Source organism: Paramixta manurensis (genome assembly GCF_013285385.1).
In the GTDB taxonomy this organism is placed as follows: domain Bacteria; phylum Pseudomonadota; class Gammaproteobacteria; order Enterobacterales; family Enterobacteriaceae; genus Paramixta; species Paramixta manurensis.
The window spans coordinates 3985443-4003339 of the sequence record NZ_CP054212.1 but is presented as its reverse complement, the minus strand read 5'-3'; the positions used below and the strand labels follow the sequence as shown (position 1 = coordinate 4003339).

17 protein-coding genes and 1 riboswitch are annotated in these 17897 nt (G+C 53.7%); of the genes, 8 read left to right on the top strand and 9 right to left on the bottom strand.

Annotation, left to right across the window (positions count from 1 at the left end; genetic code table 11):
* Positions 1–164 precede the first annotated feature (164 nt).
* Positions 165–1193 carry a tRNA (adenosine(37)-N6)-threonylcarbamoyltransferase complex transferase subunit TsaD gene (gene tsaD, locus PMPD1_RS19300; RefSeq protein ID WP_173635574.1) on the top strand — a complete coding sequence of 343 codons (1029 nt, stop codon included), beginning with the start codon at positions 165–167 and terminating at the stop codon, positions 1191–1193.
* A gap of 64 nt (positions 1194–1257) precedes the next feature.
* On the opposite strand, the gene PMPD1_RS19295 is transcribed toward tsaD, so the two are convergent.
* The gene (locus tag PMPD1_RS19295; protein ID WP_173635573.1) at positions 1258–1545 is read right to left on the bottom strand and encodes a hypothetical protein; all 288 of its coding nucleotides are present in this window, start codon (positions 1543–1545) and stop codon (positions 1258–1260) included.
* 153 nt (positions 1546–1698) lie between these two features.
* Positions 1699–2301 carry a glycerol-3-phosphate 1-O-acyltransferase PlsY gene (gene plsY / locus PMPD1_RS19290; RefSeq protein ID WP_173635572.1) on the bottom strand — a complete coding sequence of 201 codons (603 nt, stop codon included), beginning with the start codon at positions 2299–2301 and terminating at the stop codon, positions 1699–1701.
* 108 nt (positions 2302–2409) lie between these two features.
* Between plsY and folB the strand changes: the two genes are divergently transcribed.
* Positions 2410–2769 (top strand): bifunctional dihydroneopterin aldolase/7,8-dihydroneopterin epimerase, encoded by a 360-nt coding sequence (gene folB, locus PMPD1_RS19285; protein ID WP_173635571.1) that lies wholly within the window; start codon positions 2410–2412, stop codon positions 2767–2769.
* Positions 2770–2915: 146 nt separating this feature from the next.
* The gene (gene bacA, locus PMPD1_RS19280; RefSeq protein ID WP_173635570.1) at positions 2916–3734 is read left to right on the top strand and encodes an undecaprenyl-diphosphate phosphatase; all 819 of its coding nucleotides are present in this window, start codon (positions 2916–2918) and stop codon (positions 3732–3734) included.
* Between the two features lie 47 nt (positions 3735–3781).
* Here bacA and PMPD1_RS19275 read toward each other — a convergent pair whose 3' ends face one another.
* Together PMPD1_RS19275 and PMPD1_RS19270 are read right to left on the bottom strand one after the other, a co-directional pair.
* Positions 3782–5005, bottom strand: coding sequence for a multifunctional CCA addition/repair protein (locus PMPD1_RS19275; protein WP_173635569.1), 1224 nt, complete (start codon positions 5003–5005; stop codon positions 3782–3784).
* Between the two features lie 126 nt (positions 5006–5131).
* Positions 5132–5752, bottom strand: coding sequence for a TIGR04211 family SH3 domain-containing protein (locus tag PMPD1_RS19270; RefSeq protein ID WP_173635568.1), 621 nt, complete (start codon positions 5750–5752; stop codon positions 5132–5134).
* Between the two features lie 208 nt (positions 5753–5960).
* Here PMPD1_RS19270 and PMPD1_RS19265 point away from each other — a divergent pair, with 208 nt between their 5' ends.
* From PMPD1_RS19265 to hldE, 3 genes are all read left to right on the top strand, one after another.
* On the top strand, positions 5961–7265 hold the full coding sequence (locus tag PMPD1_RS19265; protein ID WP_173635567.1) for a CYTH domain-containing protein: 1305 nt from the start codon (positions 5961–5963) through the stop codon (positions 7263–7265).
* 73 nt (positions 7266–7338) lie between these two features.
* The gene (gene glnE / locus PMPD1_RS19260; protein WP_173635566.1) at positions 7339–10185 is read left to right on the top strand and encodes a bifunctional [glutamate--ammonia ligase]-adenylyl-L-tyrosine phosphorylase/[glutamate--ammonia-ligase] adenylyltransferase; all 2847 of its coding nucleotides are present in this window, start codon (positions 7339–7341) and stop codon (positions 10183–10185) included.
* A gap of 92 nt (positions 10186–10277) precedes the next feature.
* Entirely contained in the window at positions 10278–11708 is a 1431-nt protein-coding gene (gene hldE, locus PMPD1_RS19255; RefSeq protein ID WP_173635565.1) for a bifunctional D-glycero-beta-D-manno-heptose-7-phosphate kinase/D-glycero-beta-D-manno-heptose 1-phosphate adenylyltransferase HldE, read from the top strand.
* 78 nt (positions 11709–11786) lie between these two features.
* Here the strand turns inward: hldE and ubiK are convergent, their stop codons facing one another.
* Complete coding sequence (ubiK, locus tag PMPD1_RS19250; protein ID WP_173635564.1) at positions 11787–12086, bottom strand: ubiquinone biosynthesis accessory factor UbiK; 300 nt, start codon at positions 12084–12086, stop codon at positions 11787–11789.
* 147 nt (positions 12087–12233) lie between these two features.
* A riboswitch (FMN riboswitch) is annotated at positions 12234–12386 on the top strand.
* 174 nt (positions 12387–12560) lie between these two features.
* Here ubiK and ribB point away from each other — a divergent pair.
* Together ribB and ygiD are read left to right on the top strand one after the other, a co-directional pair.
* Positions 12561–13217: a 3,4-dihydroxy-2-butanone-4-phosphate synthase gene (gene ribB, locus PMPD1_RS19245; RefSeq protein ID WP_173635563.1), complete on the top strand. Its 657-nt coding sequence runs from the start codon at positions 12561–12563 to the stop codon at positions 13215–13217.
* Between the two features lie 174 nt (positions 13218–13391).
* Positions 13392–14177 carry a 4,5-DOPA-extradiol-dioxygenase gene (gene ygiD, locus PMPD1_RS19240; RefSeq protein WP_173635562.1) on the top strand — a complete coding sequence of 262 codons (786 nt, stop codon included), beginning with the start codon at positions 13392–13394 and terminating at the stop codon, positions 14175–14177.
* Positions 14178–14222: 45 nt separating this feature from the next.
* Here the strand turns inward: ygiD and PMPD1_RS19235 are convergent, their stop codons facing one another.
* The 4 genes from PMPD1_RS19235 to PMPD1_RS19220 form a co-directional block, all read right to left on the bottom strand.
* Positions 14223–14777 carry an isochorismatase family protein gene (locus PMPD1_RS19235; protein WP_173635561.1) on the bottom strand — a complete coding sequence of 185 codons (555 nt, stop codon included), beginning with the start codon at positions 14775–14777 and terminating at the stop codon, positions 14223–14225.
* Positions 14778–14788: 11 nt separating this feature from the next.
* A complete protein-coding gene (locus PMPD1_RS19230) occupies positions 14789–16198 on the bottom strand; it encodes an MFS transporter (RefSeq protein ID WP_173635560.1) in 1410 nt (469 codons plus the stop codon).
* Entirely contained in the window at positions 16198–16626 is a 429-nt protein-coding gene (locus PMPD1_RS19225) for a MarR family winged helix-turn-helix transcriptional regulator (RefSeq protein WP_354292693.1), read from the bottom strand. Before PMPD1_RS19225 ends, PMPD1_RS19230 begins: the two co-directional genes overlap by 1 nt.
* A gap of 105 nt (positions 16627–16731) precedes the next feature.
* Positions 16732–17892, bottom strand: coding sequence for a glutathionylspermidine synthase family protein (locus PMPD1_RS19220; RefSeq protein WP_173635559.1), 1161 nt, complete (start codon positions 17890–17892; stop codon positions 16732–16734).
* Positions 17893–17897 lie beyond the last annotated feature (5 nt).

Genomic DNA, 17897 nt, shown 5'->3' with positions numbered 1-17897 from the left:
GCGGCTGCCGGTTTTTTCAGGGCGTTGAGTATACATTAAACGGCAACATTAGGCGTGATTATTTTTTACTTATTGTTCAATGGATAAGCGGAAGCGGCTGAAAATAGCGCCGGGAAGCAAATGGGCTGTGTTACACTGCGCGCCGCAAGAATGAGGTAAAAAACATGCGTGTACTGGGAATCGAAACGTCCTGCGATGAAACCGGCATCGCAATTTATGACGATGCCGCCGGTTTGCTGGCCAATCAACTTTATAGTCAAGTGAAGCTGCATGCTGATTACGGCGGCGTGGTGCCAGAGCTGGCCTCGCGCGATCATGTGCGTAAAACGGTGCCTTTAATCCAGGCCGCGCTGCGCGAAGCCGGGCTACAGGCGCAGGATATCGATGCAGTGGCATATACCGCCGGGCCGGGATTAGTGGGCGCATTATTAGTCGGCGCGACGGTGGGTCGGGCGCTCGCGTTCGCCTGGGACGTTCCGGCGGTGCCGGTACATCACATGGAAGGTCATCTATTAGCCCCGATGCTGGAAGATAACCCGCCTGACTTTCCATTTGTTGCGCTGCTGGTTTCCGGCGGGCATACGCAGTTAATTAGCGTCACCGGCATTGGCGAATATGTGCTATTGGGCGAGTCCATTGATGACGCGGCGGGGGAAGCATTCGATAAAACCGCGAAATTACTGGGGCTGGATTATCCCGGAGGGCCGATGTTGTCGAAAATGGCGCAGCAAGGCGCTGCGGGGCGTTTTACTTTTCCACGTCCGATGACTGATCGACCTGGGCTGGATTTTAGTTTCTCCGGGCTAAAAACCTTTGCAGCTAACACCATTCGAGAACATGCGGAAGGCGATGAACAAACCCGCGCGGATATTGCGCGCGCGTTCGAAGATGCGGTGGTGGATACGTTGGCGATTAAGTGTAAACGTGCGCTCGAACAGACCGGGTTTAAACGTTTAGTGATTGCTGGCGGCGTGAGCGCCAACCGTACCTTACGTAGCCGCCTGGCGGAGATGATGCAGGCGCGCGGCGGTGAAGTTTTTTATGCGCGTCCTGAGTTTTGTACCGATAACGGCGCGATGATTGCGTATGCGGGCATGGTTCGGTTAAAAGGCGGAACCCTTGGTGAGCTTGGCGTTAGTGTTCGCCCGCGTTGGCCGCTGGCGGAGCTACCGAGGATTGCGCCCGGCAATTAATCGATTGAATAAAAATGCCGGTCATTCAACGGCCGGCATTAACGCAATCCAGGTATGATAACAATCAGTTACCCAGAAGTTTGTCCAGCAGATTGCCGAGCACCGGGGTTCCTGCAATTAACCCCTCAATCGTACCGCCGATGCTTCCACCGATGGAGGTACCAATATCTTTGCCCAAACCGGGATAAATAGTTTTTAAATCAATCCTTCCCAACAAGGGAACATCGATGCCGATACCCTCTACCAGTTGGAATAATCCGTTTCCGATAAAGCCGCCAATATTTTCGCTGATATCTTGAATAAAGCCAGCCCCACCGATGTGGGATAACTCTGTCACGGTCAGTTCTCTCATTTGCAATATCCTTATTACTGTTTTTTGATTACCAATAGTAAAGGTAACTATAGTTATAGTTACGCTTGTTTATTGTATGAGCAAGCAAATAGAGCGTCAATCATTGGCGCGATTCGGGAAGGGGAAAGTAACGGTGTATAAAAGCGGAGCCGCTTAAGATTTTTTCTTTTTTCTTTTCCAGAGCCGCGTTTCCTGCCCACGCCATAAACGCTGAATATTGTCATGATGCCGCAGTAAAATCAGGCATGACAGCATGGCGACCGGAAACGTAAATTGTGGCTTAAACCACCAGACATAGAAGGGGGCGATCAATGCGCTAACAATAGCGCCGAGAGATGAGTAACCGCTAAGCAGTACGGTAAGCAGCCAGGTCCCGCTGACGAGGCCGGTGAGATCCCAGCCAATTGGGGCAATGGCACCGAATGCGGTAGCGACGCCTTTGCCGCCCTTAAAGCGGAAAAATACCGGGTAGATGTGCCCGAGGCAAGCGGCAATAGCCGTCAGGCCAAGGTAAACCGGTGAGACGCCGAGTGCATATGCCAGCCATACCGGTAGCATTCCTTTGAAAACATCAAACAACAGCACCGCAATGGCGGCGCCTTTGCCGCCGATGCGCAACACATTGGTTGCACCGGGGTTACCGGAGCCGTTCTGACGCGGATCGGGCAAGCCCGCGAGACGACAAACCAAAATCGCGCTGGAGATGGAGCCGCACAGATACGCGAAAATAATCATACCAAGCGCGATAGCACTCATAACACCGTTCCGTTTTGTAAGGGTCGTTTTATTCTCATCATCTGTGGATAATACGCATAATCCGCCGGAAGTGGTATCCGGCTAACGTAAAAACTAAAGACGGTTATCATGGATATTGTATTTATTGAGCAGTTAACGGTGATCACCACCATTGGCGTTTATGACTGGGAACAGACCATTCAACAGAAGCTGGTGTTCGATGTCGAAATGGCGTGGGATAACCAAAAAGCGGCCGCCAGCGATGATGTGCAGGATTGCCTGAGTTATGCCGAGGTGTCTGAGGCAATTATTGCGCATGTGGAAAATGGGCGGTTTGCGCTGGTTGAACGCGTGGCGGAAGAGGTCGCCGGGCTGCTGTTATCCCGTTTCGCTTCGCCGTGGGTGCGCATCAAAGTCAGCAAACCGGGCGCGGTGGCGCAAGCCGCGCAGGTTGGGGTTATCATCCAGCGCGGGACAATTCCGAAATAAACCTAATGTGATTGCCATCACAATGAAACCAAACCACATTATTGTTTGTCATAGAGCCTGTTAAACGCTTTGTGGCCTTTTTTCTGGCGGTAACGTTGCGGCGTCCGCCTTTTTAGTGAGTTCAATATTAGGGTAGAGGACATTTGATGGCAGATATTCATCAGCTTTGGGTGGCGGCAATCTTGGGGATTGTCGAAGGATTGACGGAGTTTCTTCCGGTCTCTTCCACCGGACATATGATCATCGTTGGCCATCTGTTGGGATTTGAAGGCGATACGGCAGAAACGTTTGAGGTTGTGATTCAGTTAGGTTCCATTCTGGCCGTCGTTGTGATGTTTTGGCGCCGCCTGTTTGGTTTGATCGGTATCCATTTTGGCGAAGTCAAACACGAGGGTGTCGGTAGCGGGCATTTAACCCTGATTCATATCTTGTTAGGGATGGTGCCCGCGGTGGTTGTGGGGTTGGTGTTTCACGATCAAATTAAGACCTTATTTAACCCGATCAATGTGATGTATGCGTTAGTGGTTGGCGGCGTGCTGTTGATTGCCGCAGAGATGCTGAAACCAAAGCAGCCAAAAGCGGTTGGGATTGATGATATTTCTTATCGCCAGGCGTTTATTATCGGGTGTTTTCAGTGCCTGGCGCTGTGGCCGGGGTTCTCGCGCTCAGGCGCCACTATCTCTGGCGGGATGTTGATGGGCGTGAGCCGTTATGCCGCATCGGAGTTCTCCTTTATCCTTGCGGTGCCGATGATGATCGGCGCAACCGGGCTTGATCTCTATAAAAGCATCGGTTTTCTGACCATGGCTGATTTGCCCTTGTTCGGCGTAGGTTTCATTACAGCGTTCATCGTGGCATTGATTGCAATTAAATTCTTTTTGCACATCATTAAACGTATTTCGTTTATTCCGTTCGCCATCTACCGTTTCATTGTGGCGGCAGCGGTTTACTTGGTATTTATGTAATGATGCCGGCAACACGGGAGAGGGCCACGTTCCTCACCCGTGTTGCTTTAGTGGTCAACACGCCAGTGGTTTAGTGCGGCAACCCGTCGGCGTGCCAGCTCTTCCCGCACCGCCGCGCCTTTAAATCCCGCCGCAATGACCGCACTGGTTGGTACGCTTTGCGCCACGCCAAACGCGGCACGTAAATAATCTCCTTGCGGATAGGGGTTCTCTTCTAAACCCGCACGCCCGCGCGCGTCGGCTTCACTGGTGAGCGCCAATTGCTCAATGCGTTGGGGTTTGCGCCAACCATCCAGACGGTCAAACAGAGTGATGATATTTTCCGCAGGCTGCTTTTCAATGGTGTGAATAACATCATGGAATTCGGCCACTAACATCGCTAAATCACGTAATTGGTTCGGGACATGCAGGCGCTGGCAAATCGCGGCTACTAACGGTACGCCCGCCGCGCCGTGGCCAGGATGGCTGGGCCATTTCTCCCTCGGGGTGAGGCCTTTGCCGACGTCATGCAATAGGGTGGCGAAACGGACATCAATTTCCGGCGTTAGTCGGGCGGCCATTGCCAGTGTCATCAGCGTATGAATGCCGGTATCGATTTCCGGATGCCACTTTGCCGGGGCCGGAACGCCATATAAACAGTCGATTTCGGGAAATAACACCGCCAGCGCGCCGCAATCGCGCAGTACCTGAAAATAAACCTGTGGGTCAGGCGCGCGAAGAGCGTTTTCCGTCTCTTTCCAGACCCGCTCAGCGGTAAGAAAAGCCAATTCACCGCTGTCGACCATCTGTTTCATCAGCGCCTGAGTTTCTCCTGCAATACGAAAGCCGAGATGGGCATAACGCGCGGCAAAGCGAGCCACGCGCAGAACCCGTAATGGATCCTCCCGAAAAGCATCGGAAATGTGGCGTAAGACGCGTTGCGCAAGGTCTTCACGGCCATTCCAGGGATCGATATAGTGCCCGGCTTCATCCTGAGCGATAGCATTGATGGTGAGATCGCGGCGTTGTAGATCTTGTTCCAGCGTGACATCCGGCGCAAACCAGGTGCTGAAACCGGTATAACCTTGACCGGTTTTCCGTTCGGTGCGGGCAAGCGCATACTCTTCGCGACTTTTGGGATGGAGAAACACCGGAAAATCACGCCCAACCTGCTGATAACCTTGTTTCAGCATCATCTCCGGCGTGGCGCCAACCACTACCCAATCTTTGTCTTTGACCGGCAGGTCTAGCAAACCATCGCGTACCGCGCCACCGACAAGGTAAGTTTTCACTACGGATCTCCAGAACTGACGCCAATAAAATCATTAAAGCCTTATTGTCGCACAAAATGGGTAAATTGCGGGCATGGCAAAGGGGCATCTAATGATGCCCGGCGCGAGCGGGAATAACCAATAAAGTTAATTCATCCAGCGATCATTTTTCTTGCGACGCGGGATCATATGCGGCAGCAATAGACCGAGCAGCAGACCCACGCCTGCGACGCCGCCGCCGTACATGAACCACTGCATAATGATGGTGCGCTGTTTATCATCCAACTGAACATTGGCCGCGCTCACTTTTTTCTGCGCGACAACCAACTGGTTTTTCAGATTCTGATTTTCTTGTTTCAGGCCATTGATCACGCTATCGCTACCGGCAACTTTCTTTTGCATTTCGGCGGTACGCTGGTTCCAACTGCCATCAATATTGGCCAGTTTATCGGTCAGATCTTTTACCTGCTGCTCCAGTTGCGGAACACGCGTGCGCAGGCTCGGATCGGTGCTGAGTTGCCCTAGCGGAATCCAGGTCGTGTGCCCTTCGCTATCACGAATTTGCCCGTAGTGAGTACTGTCATTAGTGCTTAACAGAGTCACCTCTTCACCGGCATTGAGTTTGCCGACTAAACGATACTGGTCGCCCGGGCCACTACGCACCCAAGTGGAGAGTTCGTCGGAAATATAGCGCTTCTCTTCGGCGTGGGCAGGAACGGTAACGCTGAAAGCCAGCAAAGTCAGGCCAATTAGGGTCGATTTTTTCATTAGATGTCGTTTTTGCATGTGATCCGGAAAATTAAGGGCACAGTCTGGATAGGCTTCGCAAAAATCTGAATGAGAACTATCCTGGTCTCCTCTTCATCCGGAGACTGCTCGCGAAAGCGTAAAGAAAGCAGAGACAGCAGAGGGTTATCTGCATTACTCTTCGCCTTATCTCAGTGACATGCGCCAGTGAATAATTGAATGAAAAATTATGACCATTGAAATCGAACTAAAGTTCATTGCAAAGCCAGATACCGTTGCCCAACTTGCAACGTGGCTCGTTGCCTGGCCCCATCGGCATCAGCCTGCTTTGCCTCTGACAAACATCTATTTTGAAACGGAAGATAAGCAATTACGTCGTCTTGATATGGGGCTACGGATTCGTGGCCGTGGCGATAGCTATGAAATGACGCTGAAAACCGCCGGTCAGACTATTGGCGGTTTACATCAACGCCCGGAATACAATATTGCACTCACTAAGCCTGAGCTTGATTTGAGTTTGCTGCCTGCGCAGATATGGCCGGCAGGCTGCCAGCCGGACGAGTTGCAGCAGCGGCTAAAGCCGCTATTTAGCACACACTTCCGGCGTGAAACGTGGCGAGTGAGTTACCGTCAGAGTGAAATTGAAGTGGCTTGCGACCAGGGTGACATTTCCGCCGGGGAGTTCAGCGAGCCGCTGTGTGAAATTGAGCTGGAGTTACAGCAGGGCGAACGGGAAGATCTGCTGGCCTTCGCGGCTGAATTGAGCAAGATGGAAGGCGTGCGCCTGGGTAGCCTAAGTAAGGCGGCGCGTGGCTACCATTTAGCGCAGGGGAATCCACCGCGCGTAGTTCGGCCTGTGCCGGTAATGATGGTACCGGCTAAAGCAACGGTAGAAGAGGGAATGCGCGCCGCGTTTATGCTGGCCCTTGAGCATTGGCAGTATCATGAGGAGTTGTGGCTGCGTGGCGAACCCGGCGCCCTGGCGGCAATTCGTGAGGCGTTGGACACGTTGCGGCAGGTGTTTTCGCTGTTTGGTGCGTTGGTGCCGCGTAAAGCTAGCCATCAGTTGCGGCAAAAGCTTACGGTGCTGGAAGAAGCGTTAAATGATGAAGCGCTTGAAGCTGAATCTTTTTGCTATAGCCCGGTCTGGTTAGATACCCAGTTAGCGCTTACTAACTGGCTGGTGGCTTCCCGCTGGCGGCAGTTTATTGATCAAAAAGCGGATGCTCGGTTGCAAGGCTCCTTTAAACGTTTCGCGGATATTATGTTGGGGCGCATTGCCGCCGATCTGAGGGAGACCTTCAGTACGGTACATCAGTTGAATGAGTATCAGGATAAATCCACCCGCTTGTTGCGGCAGCTACTGGCGGTGCATTTACTGGCCGGCGCTTATGACAGCGCGGCGGTTACCAATTGGCTGGAAGGCTGGGAACACTTGTTGCAGGCGGTTCGTGAACAGCAGCATTATCGGTTGGATTCCCTTTGCCGCCAGGCATTGAAGCAACCGGTGTTCTGGCTTAACGGTAGCGTTTGAGCGGCATCGCGGGAGGGCTGCCGGTCTGAAAACTGGCCTGTCCCCGGTTTTAAACTCATGTCAGGGAGTGTCTATGTTGCCTTTGTTAACTCAGCCACTGCCGTCGCTTCTGCAAGCCCAGGCAGAGAAGGCGGCTGAACGGTTTACGCAATTATCCTCACCCTTAACGCCTGACGAACAGGCCGTCTTCGCTTTTAGCGACTTCGTGAGTGAAAATCTCGCTCAGCATGATCAATGGCGCCAGCAGATACAGCAGCATGCCCCTCACTTTGACGAATGGCAGCATTACGCTGCCTGGCTACAGGCGCAGTTAACCCACGTTAATGACGAAGCCAGCTTAATGCGTGAGCTCCGTCTGTTCCGCCGTCATATGTTGACGCGCATTGCCTGGATGCAGACTTTGGGGCGAAGCACTACCGAGCAGTCGCTACAGCAGTTGAGCGTATTGGCGGAAACATTGATTGTCGCGGCGCGTGACTGGCTGTGGCAGGCTTGTTGCAATGACTTTGGCACACCGTGTAATGCTGAGGGGGAGCCGCAGCCGTTGCTGATCCTTGGCATGGGGAAATTGGGCGGCGGTGAACTCAACTTCTCTTCGGATATCGATCTGATTTTTACCTGGCCGGAAAATGGCGTCACGCGCGGCGGGCGACGAGAGCTGGATAATGCGCAGTTCTTCACCCGTCTGGGGCAGCGGCTAATTAAAGTACTCGATCAGCCAACCGTTGACGGCTTTGTCTACCGCGTCGATATGCGTTTGCGCCCGTTTGGCGATAGCGGCCCGCTGGTGTTGAGTTTTGCCGCGCTGGAGGATTATTACCAAGAGCAAGGGCGCGATTGGGAGCGCTATGCGATGGTAAAAGCGCGGTTAATGGGGGATGCCGGCGATCGCTGGAGCCAGGAGTTGCGGCAAATGCTGCGGCCTTTTGTGTTCCGCCGTTATATCGACTTCAGCGTGATCCAATCGCTGCGTAATATGAAAAGTATGATTGCGCGTGAAGTGCGGCGGCGTGGGCTTACTGACAATATTAAGCTGGGCGCAGGCGGGATTCGCGAGACTGAGTTTATCGTACAGGTATTCCAGTTAATTCGTGGTGGTCGGGAACGTGCTCTACAGGGGCGTTCACTGTTGCCGGGGTTGCAGGCGATTGGCGAACTGAACTTACTGCCGCCGGAACAGATCGAGCAGTTACATCACGCCTATCTGTTTTTACGCCGGTTGGAAAATTTGCTGCAAAGTATCAATGATGAGCAGACGCAAACGCTGCCTGCCGATGCGTTGAACCGCGCGCGGCTTGCGTGGGCCATGGGGTTTGCCGACTGGCAGGCGTTGCATCAGGCGCTGGAGCGGCATATGGCTCACGTGCGGGCGATTTTTGATGAACTGATTGGCGATGATACGCCGGAAGTTGGCGAGAATCAGGAAACCGCCGAATATGGCGTGTTGTGGCAGGATAAACTGGAAGAGAGCGAGCTGGCGCCTTTGGTGCCGCATCTTGACGAAGCCGCCCGCCAGTCATTGTTACGCGGGCTGACTGATTTCCGTCAAGACGTGGATAAACGCACCATCGGCCCACGTGGGCGTTTGGCTTTAGACCAGCTAATGCCACGGCTATTAAGCGAGGTGTGCCCGCGTGAGGATGCCGCTATCACGTTGAGCCGCTTGACGCCGCTGCTATTGGGCGTGGTTACTCGTACGACCTATCTGGAGTTGCTAACAGAGTTTCATGGTGCGTTAAAGCATCTGATTCGTCTGTGTGCGGCATCGCCAATGATTGCCGACCGGTTGGCTCGCTATCCGCTGTTGCTGGATGAATTGCTTGATCCCGCTACGCTTTATCAACCCACTGCCACCGATGCCTATCGAGATGAGTTGCGCCAGTACTTGCTACGAATCCCCGAAGAGGATGAAGAGCAGCAACTGGAAGCATTGCGTCAGTTTAAGCAGGCGCAGCAGCTCCGCATTGCCGCTGCGGATATTGCGGAAACCCTGCCGGTCATGAAAGTGAGCGATCACTTAACCTGGCTGGCGGAAGCCATTATTGAATCGGTGGTACAACAAGCCTGGCATATGATGGTGCAGCGCTATGGCGCGCCGTCGCACCTGACGAAAGAGGGCGAGCGCGGCTTTGCGGTGGTGGGGTACGGAAAGTTAGGCGGATGGGAACTGGGGTACAGTTCTGATCTTGATCTGGTCTTTTTGCATGATTGCCCGGTAGAAGCCGTGACGGATGGCGAGCGCAGTATTGATGGTCGCCAGTTCTACTTACGGCTTGCCCAGCGGGTGATGCATCTCTTTAGTACGCGCACCACATCCGGCATTTTGTATGAGGTTGATGCCCGTCTGCGGCCTTCCGGCGCGGCGGGGATGCTAGTCAGCACCTTCGAGGCGTTCGAGGAGTATCAACGTGATGAGGCCTGGACATGGGAACATCAGGCGCTAGTACGCGCACGCATCGTGTTCGGTGAGTCGGCGTTAAGCCAACGTTTTGATGATATCCGCCGCCGTATTCTGTGCGTGCCGCGCGAGGTGAATACTTTGCGAACCGAGGTGCGAGAGATGCGTGAGAAAATGCGTGCGCATTTAAGCAATAAACATAAAGGGCGCTGGGATATTAAGGCCGATCAGGGCGGGATTACGGATATTGAGTTTATTACGCAATATCTCGTCCTACGCTATGCCGCGCAAACGCCTAAACTTACCCGTTGGTCAGATAACGTGCGCATCCTCGAACTGTTAGCCAGTTACGATAAGCTGCCTGAAGATGAGGCGAAAATGCTCACGGCGGCCTACGTTACGTTACGCGATGAGTTACATCACCTGGCGTTGCAAGCGTTGCCGGGGCATGTTGATGAGCAAGCTTTCGCGGCAGAGCGCGCGTGTGTTAATCAAAGTTGGCAACGTTGGCTGGGTGAGTAGGCCAGCGTTGGCAGGCGCGGGAGCAGTAGAGTTTTGCGCAATTATGCTATTATCCCGCGCACTATTTTTTACCGTAGTCTGGAGTGTCTGGAATGAAAGTAACGCTGCCCGATTTTAACCGTGCAGGGGTGCTGGTAGTCGGTGATGTGATGTTAGATCGCTACTGGTACGGCCCAACCAGCCGTATTTCACCCGAGGCGCCGGTGCCGGTGGTTAAAGTGGATACCATTGAAGAGCGTCCTGGCGGCGCCGCCAACGTGGCAATGAATATCGCCGCGCTGGGTGCCGCATCACGTCTGGTGGGGCTGACCGGTGCGGATGATGCCGCCGTTGCACTGGGCACCACGCTGAGCGGCGTCAACGTACAGTGTGATTTCGTTGCCGTACCGACTCATCCAACCATTACCAAGTTGCGTATTTTGTCGCGCAATCAGCAGTTGATCCGTCTTGATTTTGAAGAAGGGTTTGAAGGCGTTGATCCTGGCCCGTTGCATCAGCGCATTGCTGCTGCGTTGCCGCAGGCTGGTGCGCTGGTGCTGTCTGATTACGCTAAAGGCGCGTTAGCCAGCGTACAGACGATGATTGCGCTGGCGCGGGAAGCGAAGGTGCCGGTGTTGGTCGATCCGAAGGGGACCGATTTCGAGCGCTATCGCGGCGCGACCTTGTTAACGCCTAATTTGTCCGAGTTTGAAGCGGTAGTCGGGAAATGTCAGGATGACGCACAGTTAGTTGAACGCGGCATGAAACTGATTACGGACTTTGCGTTTTCCGCCCTGTTGGTGACCCGTTCCGAAAATGGGATGACACTGTTGCAACCGGGCAAAGCCCCTTTACATTTGCCGACGCAAGCGCAAGAAGTGTATGACGTGACCGGTGCCGGTGATACGGTGATTGGCGTACTGGCGGCGGCGCTGGCGGCGGGGGATTCACTGGAAGAAGCCTGCTTCCTCGCCAACGCGGCGGCTGGTGTCGTGGTGGGTAAATTAGGAACCTCGACGGTGACGACGGTCGAACTGGAGAATGCGATTCATGCCCGTCCGGAGAGCGGTTTCGGCGTGATGGATGAAGCACAGTTAAAAGAAGCGGTTGAGCAAGCGCGCCAACGTGGCGAAAAAGTAGTGATGACCAACGGCTGTTTTGACATTTTGCACGCCGGGCATGTTTCTTATCTCGCCAACGCTCGCAAACTCGGCGACCGCCTTATTGTGGCGGTCAATAGCGATGCTTCCACTAAACGGCTCAAAGGAGAAAGTCGCCCGGTCAACTCATTGATTAATCGCATGATTGTTTTGGGCGCGTTAGAGTCAGTGGATTGGGTGGTGCCATTTGAGGAAGATACGCCGCAGCGTTTGATTGCCAGCGTTTTGCCTGATTTGCTGGTGAAAGGCGGCGATTACAAGCCGGAAGAGATTGCCGGTAGCACAGAGGTGTGGGCCAACGGTGGTGAGGTGCGGGTGCTGAACTTTGAAGATGGTATTTCCACCACCAATATCATTAAAACCATACGCGGCGACCGGGGTTAAGGCGTTCGGCCCGCCTGATTTCGTACCGGCCACAGGGAGGTTTTTCGCCTCCCTCATCCGACGGTTAATTAACCGGCGTTATTGCGGATCTTCGGTCTGCATGATGGCCTGCTCTGTTGGCTGCCTGGCGCTGCTTCCGGAGCCACTTTCCAGCGCGGCGAGGCGTTGTTCTAATGCCGCCAGCTTTTCCCGGGTACGAAGCAGCACTTGGGTTTGTACATCAAATTCTTCACGATTTACCAAATCCATCCGTGTTAATTGAGCTTGCAACACCTGACGGATCTTCTTCTCAACATCATCCCCAAATTCACGAATGCCTTTCGGCATTGACTCATGAACCTGACGGGCGAGTTGTTCAATTTTTTTTGGGTCAATCATGGCGTTTTCCTGATCGTAACGGGTAAAGGTTAAGTGTAATGCCAGAAAGCAAAAGGATAAACCTGAAAACCGTATCGAAGTAAAATGCATAACAATTTGCTGGTATTGTTCGTTGCCCCGGCATTTTTTTGGCGCTATAGTTAATTCGCTTATTCTCAGGGCGGGGCGAAATTCCCCACCGGCGGTAAATCAGCATATGCTGAAAGCCCGCGAGCGCTTCAGGTCCATTGGGCCAGAAGGTCAGCAGATCTGGTGAGATTCCAGAGCCGACGGTTAAAGTCCGGATGGGAGAGAGTAACGGTTCTTGCCGGGTTTTATACCCAACAGGTTTTCGGTTCGGCAGGTAAATAGCCCGCTGTTCGTGAACGTGATGTGTATTTTGCTCGCCATGCGTTATCTTTTTGTCACTGCATGACACTCCTCAAGATCGCCCTGATTCTGGTAACCCATACATTTTTATAAGGTTTATTTACCATGAATCAGACGCTACTTTCTGAATTTGGCACGCCTGAACAGCGTGTAGAACGTGCTCTCGCTGCGCTGCGCGCAGGCGCAGGCGTAATGGTGTTGGACAGCGAGGATCGTGAGAACGAAGGTGATATGATTTTCGCGGCAGAAACCATGACCGTTGAACAAATGGCACTGACCATTCGTCATGGTAGCGGTATTGTCTGCCTGTGCATTACCGAAGAACGTCGCCAACAACTGGATCTGCCAATGATGGTGGAGAATAATACCAGCTCATTCGGCACCGGCTTCACGGTAACCATTGAAGCGGCGCAAGGGGTCACCACGGGTGTTTCTGCCCAGGATCGTATCACTACCATTCGCACTGCCATTGCTGATGACGCTAAACCGACCGATTTAAGCCGTCCAGGCCACGTGTTTCCCCTGCGGGCGCGTGAAGGCGGCGTGTTGACGCGTGGCGGCCACACGGAAGCGACCATTGATTTGGTGAGTCTGGCGGGCTTTAAACCCTACGGCGTACTGTGTGAGCTAACGAATGATGACGGCACGATGGCGCACGCGCCAGAAGCCGTGGAGTTTGCTAAGCAACACGCTATGCCGGTCGTCACTATTGAAGATTTGGTGGCGTATCGCCGTCACCGCGAAACGCGCCAGGCGAGTTAATCGCTCGTATGCAACGAGCCGAGATCATCGGCTCGTTGGTTCCACTCTCTGCGTAATACCGCCACTTCCTGTTCAAATTTATTGATAATCTTCATCATGCTTATCCGAGTTCATCACCTGCGAAATCAGCGTAAGGTAATCCTTAGATAATACATTTCTGACTGGGGATTAATCATGAACCATACTCGTATGCCAGCGCTGTTTCTCGGTCACGGCAGCCCGATGAATGTACTGGAAGAAAACCACTTTACCGCCGCCTGGCGTAGCCTTGGCGAGCAATTACCGCGCCCGAAAGCGATTTTGGCGGTTTCCGCGCATTGGTACACGCGCGGCACTGCGGTAACGGCAATGGAAAACCCGCGTACTATTCATGATTTCGGCGGCTTCCCGCAGGCGTTGTTTGATACCCATTATCGCGCCCCCGGCTCGCCTGAATTAGCGCGTCAGGTGGCGGAATTGCTGGCTCCGTTACCGGTTCATCTCGACGAAGAGTGGGGGTTGGATCACGGTTCCTGGGGCGTGCTGATAAAAATGTACCCGGAGGCCGATATTCCGGTAGTGCAACTCAGCGTGGACGGCACGAAACCTCCTGCCTGGCATTTTGAATTGGGGCGCAAACTGGCCGCGCTACGTGAACAGGGCGTGATGATTGTCGCCAGCGGTAACGTGGTACATAACTTACGGATGATGCGTCGTCAGGAGAATGCTGAACCGTATCCGTGGGCAATTTCGTTCAGTCAGTTTGTTCGAGATAATTTGGATTGGCAGGGGCCGACAGAGCAGCATCCGCTGGTCAACTTTATGGATCATGAAGGCGCTGCGCTCTCCAACCCAACGCCGGAACACTTTCTGCCGCTATTGTATGTGCTAGGCGCACGCGCTAAAGATGAACCGGTTTCCGTGCCGGTGGATGGCGATACATTAGGGGCCATCAGTATGCTTTCGGTCCAGGTAGGGTAGACCCAGACCGCAGTGTCTATGGGCCGCCGTTGCTGGCGGCCTGTTTTATTTCTCGTCGAGCAACTGCAGCAACGCATCGGTGGTGACTCTTTCCCCAAGGCGCGGGAAGATTTTTTCAATGCTGTGCTGATGAGAGACCAATTCAAGGTCAGTCATCGCATCGGTCACCAGCACAACATGGTAGCCAAGCTCATGAGCGTGACGGGCGGTGGACTCGACGCCAATACTGGTCGCGATCCCGGTGATGATAACTTGAGTGACGCCGCGACGGCGAAGATACAGATCGAGCGAGGTGCCGTGAAAAGATCCCCACTGCAGCTTGGTGACTTTGTGATCGTCAGGATGTTCTCCCAGTTCCGGGATTAACTCAGCCCAATCCGCAGGCGGAGTGAAGTCGTGAGCCATCTCAACGCGTCCCGGCGCGCCGCTAGTGACATTAACCAGCACAACCGGTAAACCCCGGGCGCGAAAAGCCTGCGCTAACTTCGCATTGTTATCAATGATCGATTCGGTGGGGTGTGCCAAGGGTAGACCGACGATGCCTTTTTGCATATCAACAACGATCAGCGCAGGCAGGTTATCAAGGGTGGAAAGTGGCATAAGTACTCCTTTCAATCAGTGGCGGAAGGCATCTCGACCGGATTTCGTAAGGTCCGATCAAATAAGGTGGCGATAAACAGCAAAACGCTCAGCGTGGCCATCACCCAAGCTAAAGTGTGCAAACCATGATCGGTAGCGTGTTGACCGTAGACCAGGCCAAGCAGGCTGGTTGCCGCGATCGCTCCGATATATTGCGCCGTGCGTTGTAGACCGGCGGCGGTACCCATTTCCTGCGCAGGCGCTTGCAGGTAGACGGCGGCTTGGGTGGCGGTAGAAAACATACCTTGCGGCGCGGCGAAAAAAGTGACGGCCAATGCAATCACCCAAGCCGCGGTTTCGCCGTGCAAAAACAGTAGGCAGATACAGCCTGCCAGCGCGGAGCCAATACTGATCAGAAACGGCGTGCGGATACTCTTTGTTCGCGTCCCCATCAACGAAGAGAGCGCGGCAATAATCGACATCGGCATGGTAATCAGCCCCGCCTGTTCTTCACTGAAACCGGCGGCGCTTTCCAGCCATTGTGCAAAACCGTACAACACGCAATAGACCATCATCAACACCAATCCGGCGCGTAAATAGGTGACCGAAAGCGCACGGTTATTAACCAACATACGCGTATCGATAAACGGCTGGGAGCGGCGTTGGGAGTGGAAAATGAGTGCGGCGCAAAAGGCGACGGACAGCGCAAGTGCCAGTAAGTTAGGTTTGTTGAGTGCCAGCAGAAATATCATCAGATTGAGAAGAAAGCCGCTGAATAAAATAATCCCCCACAGATCGACTTCGCTCAGCAACTGTTTGAACGTTGCCGCCGGTCGCTCATCACGCGGAATCCATAGTAGCACCAACACAATCGTGCCGAGCGCGAGTGGTACATTGACGGTAAAGATGGCATGCCAGCCAAAGGCGGCGGTTAAGACACCCCCTAAAAATGGCCCGACCGCGGACATTGATACGCCACTCATTGAAAGCACCCCCATTGCCATGCGCGGCGGCGGGCTGCCGAGTTTATCTGTACGCTGGCGAAACAGGCGCATGGCGGAAGGATAAGCCCCGGAAGTGCCAATCCCCAGTAATACGCGCACTAAAACCAGCCCCGTCAGAGAAGGAATAAACTGACCGAGTAAACCGGCAATGGCGATCAATACGAGAGAAAACAGATATACGCGGCGAGGGCCGAGCAGGTCAGCTAGCCGCCCCATCGTCGGTTGGGCAATCGCGCTGGCGAGATAGAGCCCGGCGATTAGCCACCCGGTCTCCGCCACGCTGGCATGTAAATCCGTCGCAATCGGCACCAGTGCCGTTGAGATCATGGTGGAATTAATCGGGTTTAGCGTTGACCCCAACGCGAGCGGCGTGACAAACCGGAAACCGAAAGGCGCCTGCGAGGAAAGAGGGGTTTTTACCGCCAGCGACCTTTTCATCAATCTTCCAGCCGACGGATGAGATCGACGGCGGCGATTAACGTTTCGCGCTCTGTGGTGGAGAGCTTACTCATGGCCGCCATCAGCCATTCGCGTTTAGCCAGCGAAACCTGCTGGCGTGCTTCGCGTCCCATTGCGGTTAGCGCGAACAGGACTTGTCGGCCATCATTAGGATGCGCTCGGCGTTCTACCAGCCCTTCTTCTTCCATTGCCGCCAGCGTGCCGCCCATTGATTGCGGTTTGACGGCTTCGGCGCGGGCAAGGTCAGCGGTGGTCATCGCGCCAACCTCGTCCAGGCGCGCCATAATCGCAACCTGCGACCAGGTCAGTTCCCGCGTGTTTGATACCGCGCGCAAGCGGCGCGTAAGCTGTCCGGTTACCAGCAATAAATCAGTCACCGCCGCTTCGAGTTCTTTGGTTTTTTTCATGACCATGAACATAACGATTAACAGGTAAACTTGCAAGTTTACCTGTTAATTTTGTTTGCGCGAGGGACTGCTTCTGCCGCTAATCGTCGGCCAGAAGCAGTTAAGCTACTCAATAAAGGTGTGAGGATAGAAACGAGAAAGGTCTTGGGTAATCAGGTCACGATCTTCACGCAGGCCGATACCCGCCGGACGATCGTCAATCAGCCAACTGCCAATCAGGGTATAACTGTCGCCAAACTTAGGCAGCGGATGAAACTGCTGCACGATATAGCCTTCTTCCCCGTACGGGCCATCGACATGGGCGATTTTCTGCCCATTTTCGACAATGCTAATATTGGCGCCTTCGCGGGAAAACAATGGCTTAACCACATATTTATCCATTGAGGGCGGGTTATCTTCAGCAAAATATGCCGGCAGCAGGTTAGGGTGGTTGGGGAACATCTGCCACAGCAGCGGCAGCAGCGCTTTATTGGACAAAATGCTTTTCCACGCTGGTTCCAGCCACCGAACGCCCGCATCTTCCAGCTTGGTGGAAAACATCTCGCGTAACATAAACTCCCACGGATAGAGCTTAAACAGGTTGCTGATGACCTGGTCGTGAATGTCGGTAAACTGCCCTTTCTCGCCTAAACCAATTTCGTCGATGTACAGAAACTCGCTCGGTAGACCGGCTTCGGTGGCGCAATCCTGCAAATATTGCACCGTGCCTTTGTCCTCATCGGTATCACGGCAGCAGGCAAAGTGCAGCCAGCTAAAGCCGTGTTGCTGATGAAGCGCGGTAAAGCGTTCAATGAGCTTCTCCTGCAGGCTATTGAACTGATCGCTACCAACGGGCAAATTCCCCGCTTTTAGCTGATCCTCCAGCCAGATCCACTGGAAGAAAGCGGCTTCATATAAAGAGGTTGGCGTATCTGCATTGTTTTCCAGCAAACGCGCATTCCCCTGACCATCCCACGCCAGATCAAGACGTGAATAGAGTGAAGGTTGCGACGTTTTCCACGCGTTACGCACGAAATCCCAAGTATGTTTGGGGATGCGGAATTTGGTCAGCAACGCTTCGCTTTCCACCACTTTCTCCACTACCTGTAGACACATTTGATGCAATTCCTGTGTCGTGTCCTCCAGATAATCGATCTGCGGCAGCGTGAACTGATAGTATGCATCCTCACACCAGTACGGTTCACCGTGCATGGTGTGAAAACGAAAACCATATTCAGTGGCCTTCTCCTGCCAATCCGGGCGTTCCGTAATCGCTATACGCTTCATGGCGG

Bases quoted from the DNA above. Each gene is read 5' to 3' on its own strand.
- tsaD (WP_173635574.1), top strand. From the start codon at position 165: ATGCGTGTACTGGGAATCGAAACGTCCTGCGATGAAACCGGCATCGCA.
- PMPD1_RS19295 (WP_173635573.1), bottom strand. From the start codon at position 1,545: ATGAGAGAACTGACCGTGACAGAGTTATCCCACATCGGTGGGGCTGGC.
- plsY (WP_173635572.1), bottom strand. From the start codon at position 2,301: ATGAGTGCTATCGCGCTTGGTATGATTATTTTCGCGTATCTGTGCGGC.
- folB (WP_173635571.1), top strand. From the start codon at position 2,410: ATGGATATTGTATTTATTGAGCAGTTAACGGTGATCACCACCATTGGC.
- bacA (WP_173635570.1), top strand. From the start codon at position 2,916: ATGGCAGATATTCATCAGCTTTGGGTGGCGGCAATCTTGGGGATTGTC.
- PMPD1_RS19270 (WP_173635568.1), bottom strand. From the start codon at position 5,752: ATGAAAAAATCGACCCTAATTGGCCTGACTTTGCTGGCTTTCAGCGTT.
- PMPD1_RS19265 (WP_173635567.1), top strand. From the start codon at position 5,961: ATGACCATTGAAATCGAACTAAAGTTCATTGCAAAGCCAGATACCGTT.
- glnE (WP_173635566.1), top strand. From the start codon at position 7,339: ATGTTGCCTTTGTTAACTCAGCCACTGCCGTCGCTTCTGCAAGCCCAG.
- hldE (WP_173635565.1), top strand. From the start codon at position 10,278: ATGAAAGTAACGCTGCCCGATTTTAACCGTGCAGGGGTGCTGGTAGTC.
- ubiK (WP_173635564.1), bottom strand. From the start codon at position 12,086: ATGATTGACCCAAAAAAAATTGAACAACTCGCCCGTCAGGTTCATGAG.
- ribB (WP_173635563.1), top strand. From the start codon at position 12,561: ATGAATCAGACGCTACTTTCTGAATTTGGCACGCCTGAACAGCGTGTA.
- ygiD (WP_173635562.1), top strand. From the start codon at position 13,392: ATGAACCATACTCGTATGCCAGCGCTGTTTCTCGGTCACGGCAGCCCG.
- PMPD1_RS19235 (WP_173635561.1), bottom strand. From the start codon at position 14,777: ATGCCACTTTCCACCCTTGATAACCTGCCTGCGCTGATCGTTGTTGAT.
- PMPD1_RS19230 (WP_173635560.1), bottom strand. From the start codon at position 16,198: ATGAAAAGGTCGCTGGCGGTAAAAACCCCTCTTTCCTCGCAGGCGCCT.
- PMPD1_RS19225 (WP_354292693.1), bottom strand. From the start codon at position 16,626: ATGAAAAAAACCAAAGAACTCGAAGCGGCGGTGACTGATTTATTGCTG.
- PMPD1_RS19220 (WP_173635559.1), bottom strand. From the start codon at position 17,892: ATGAAGCGTATAGCGATTACGGAACGCCCGGATTGGCAGGAGAAGGCC.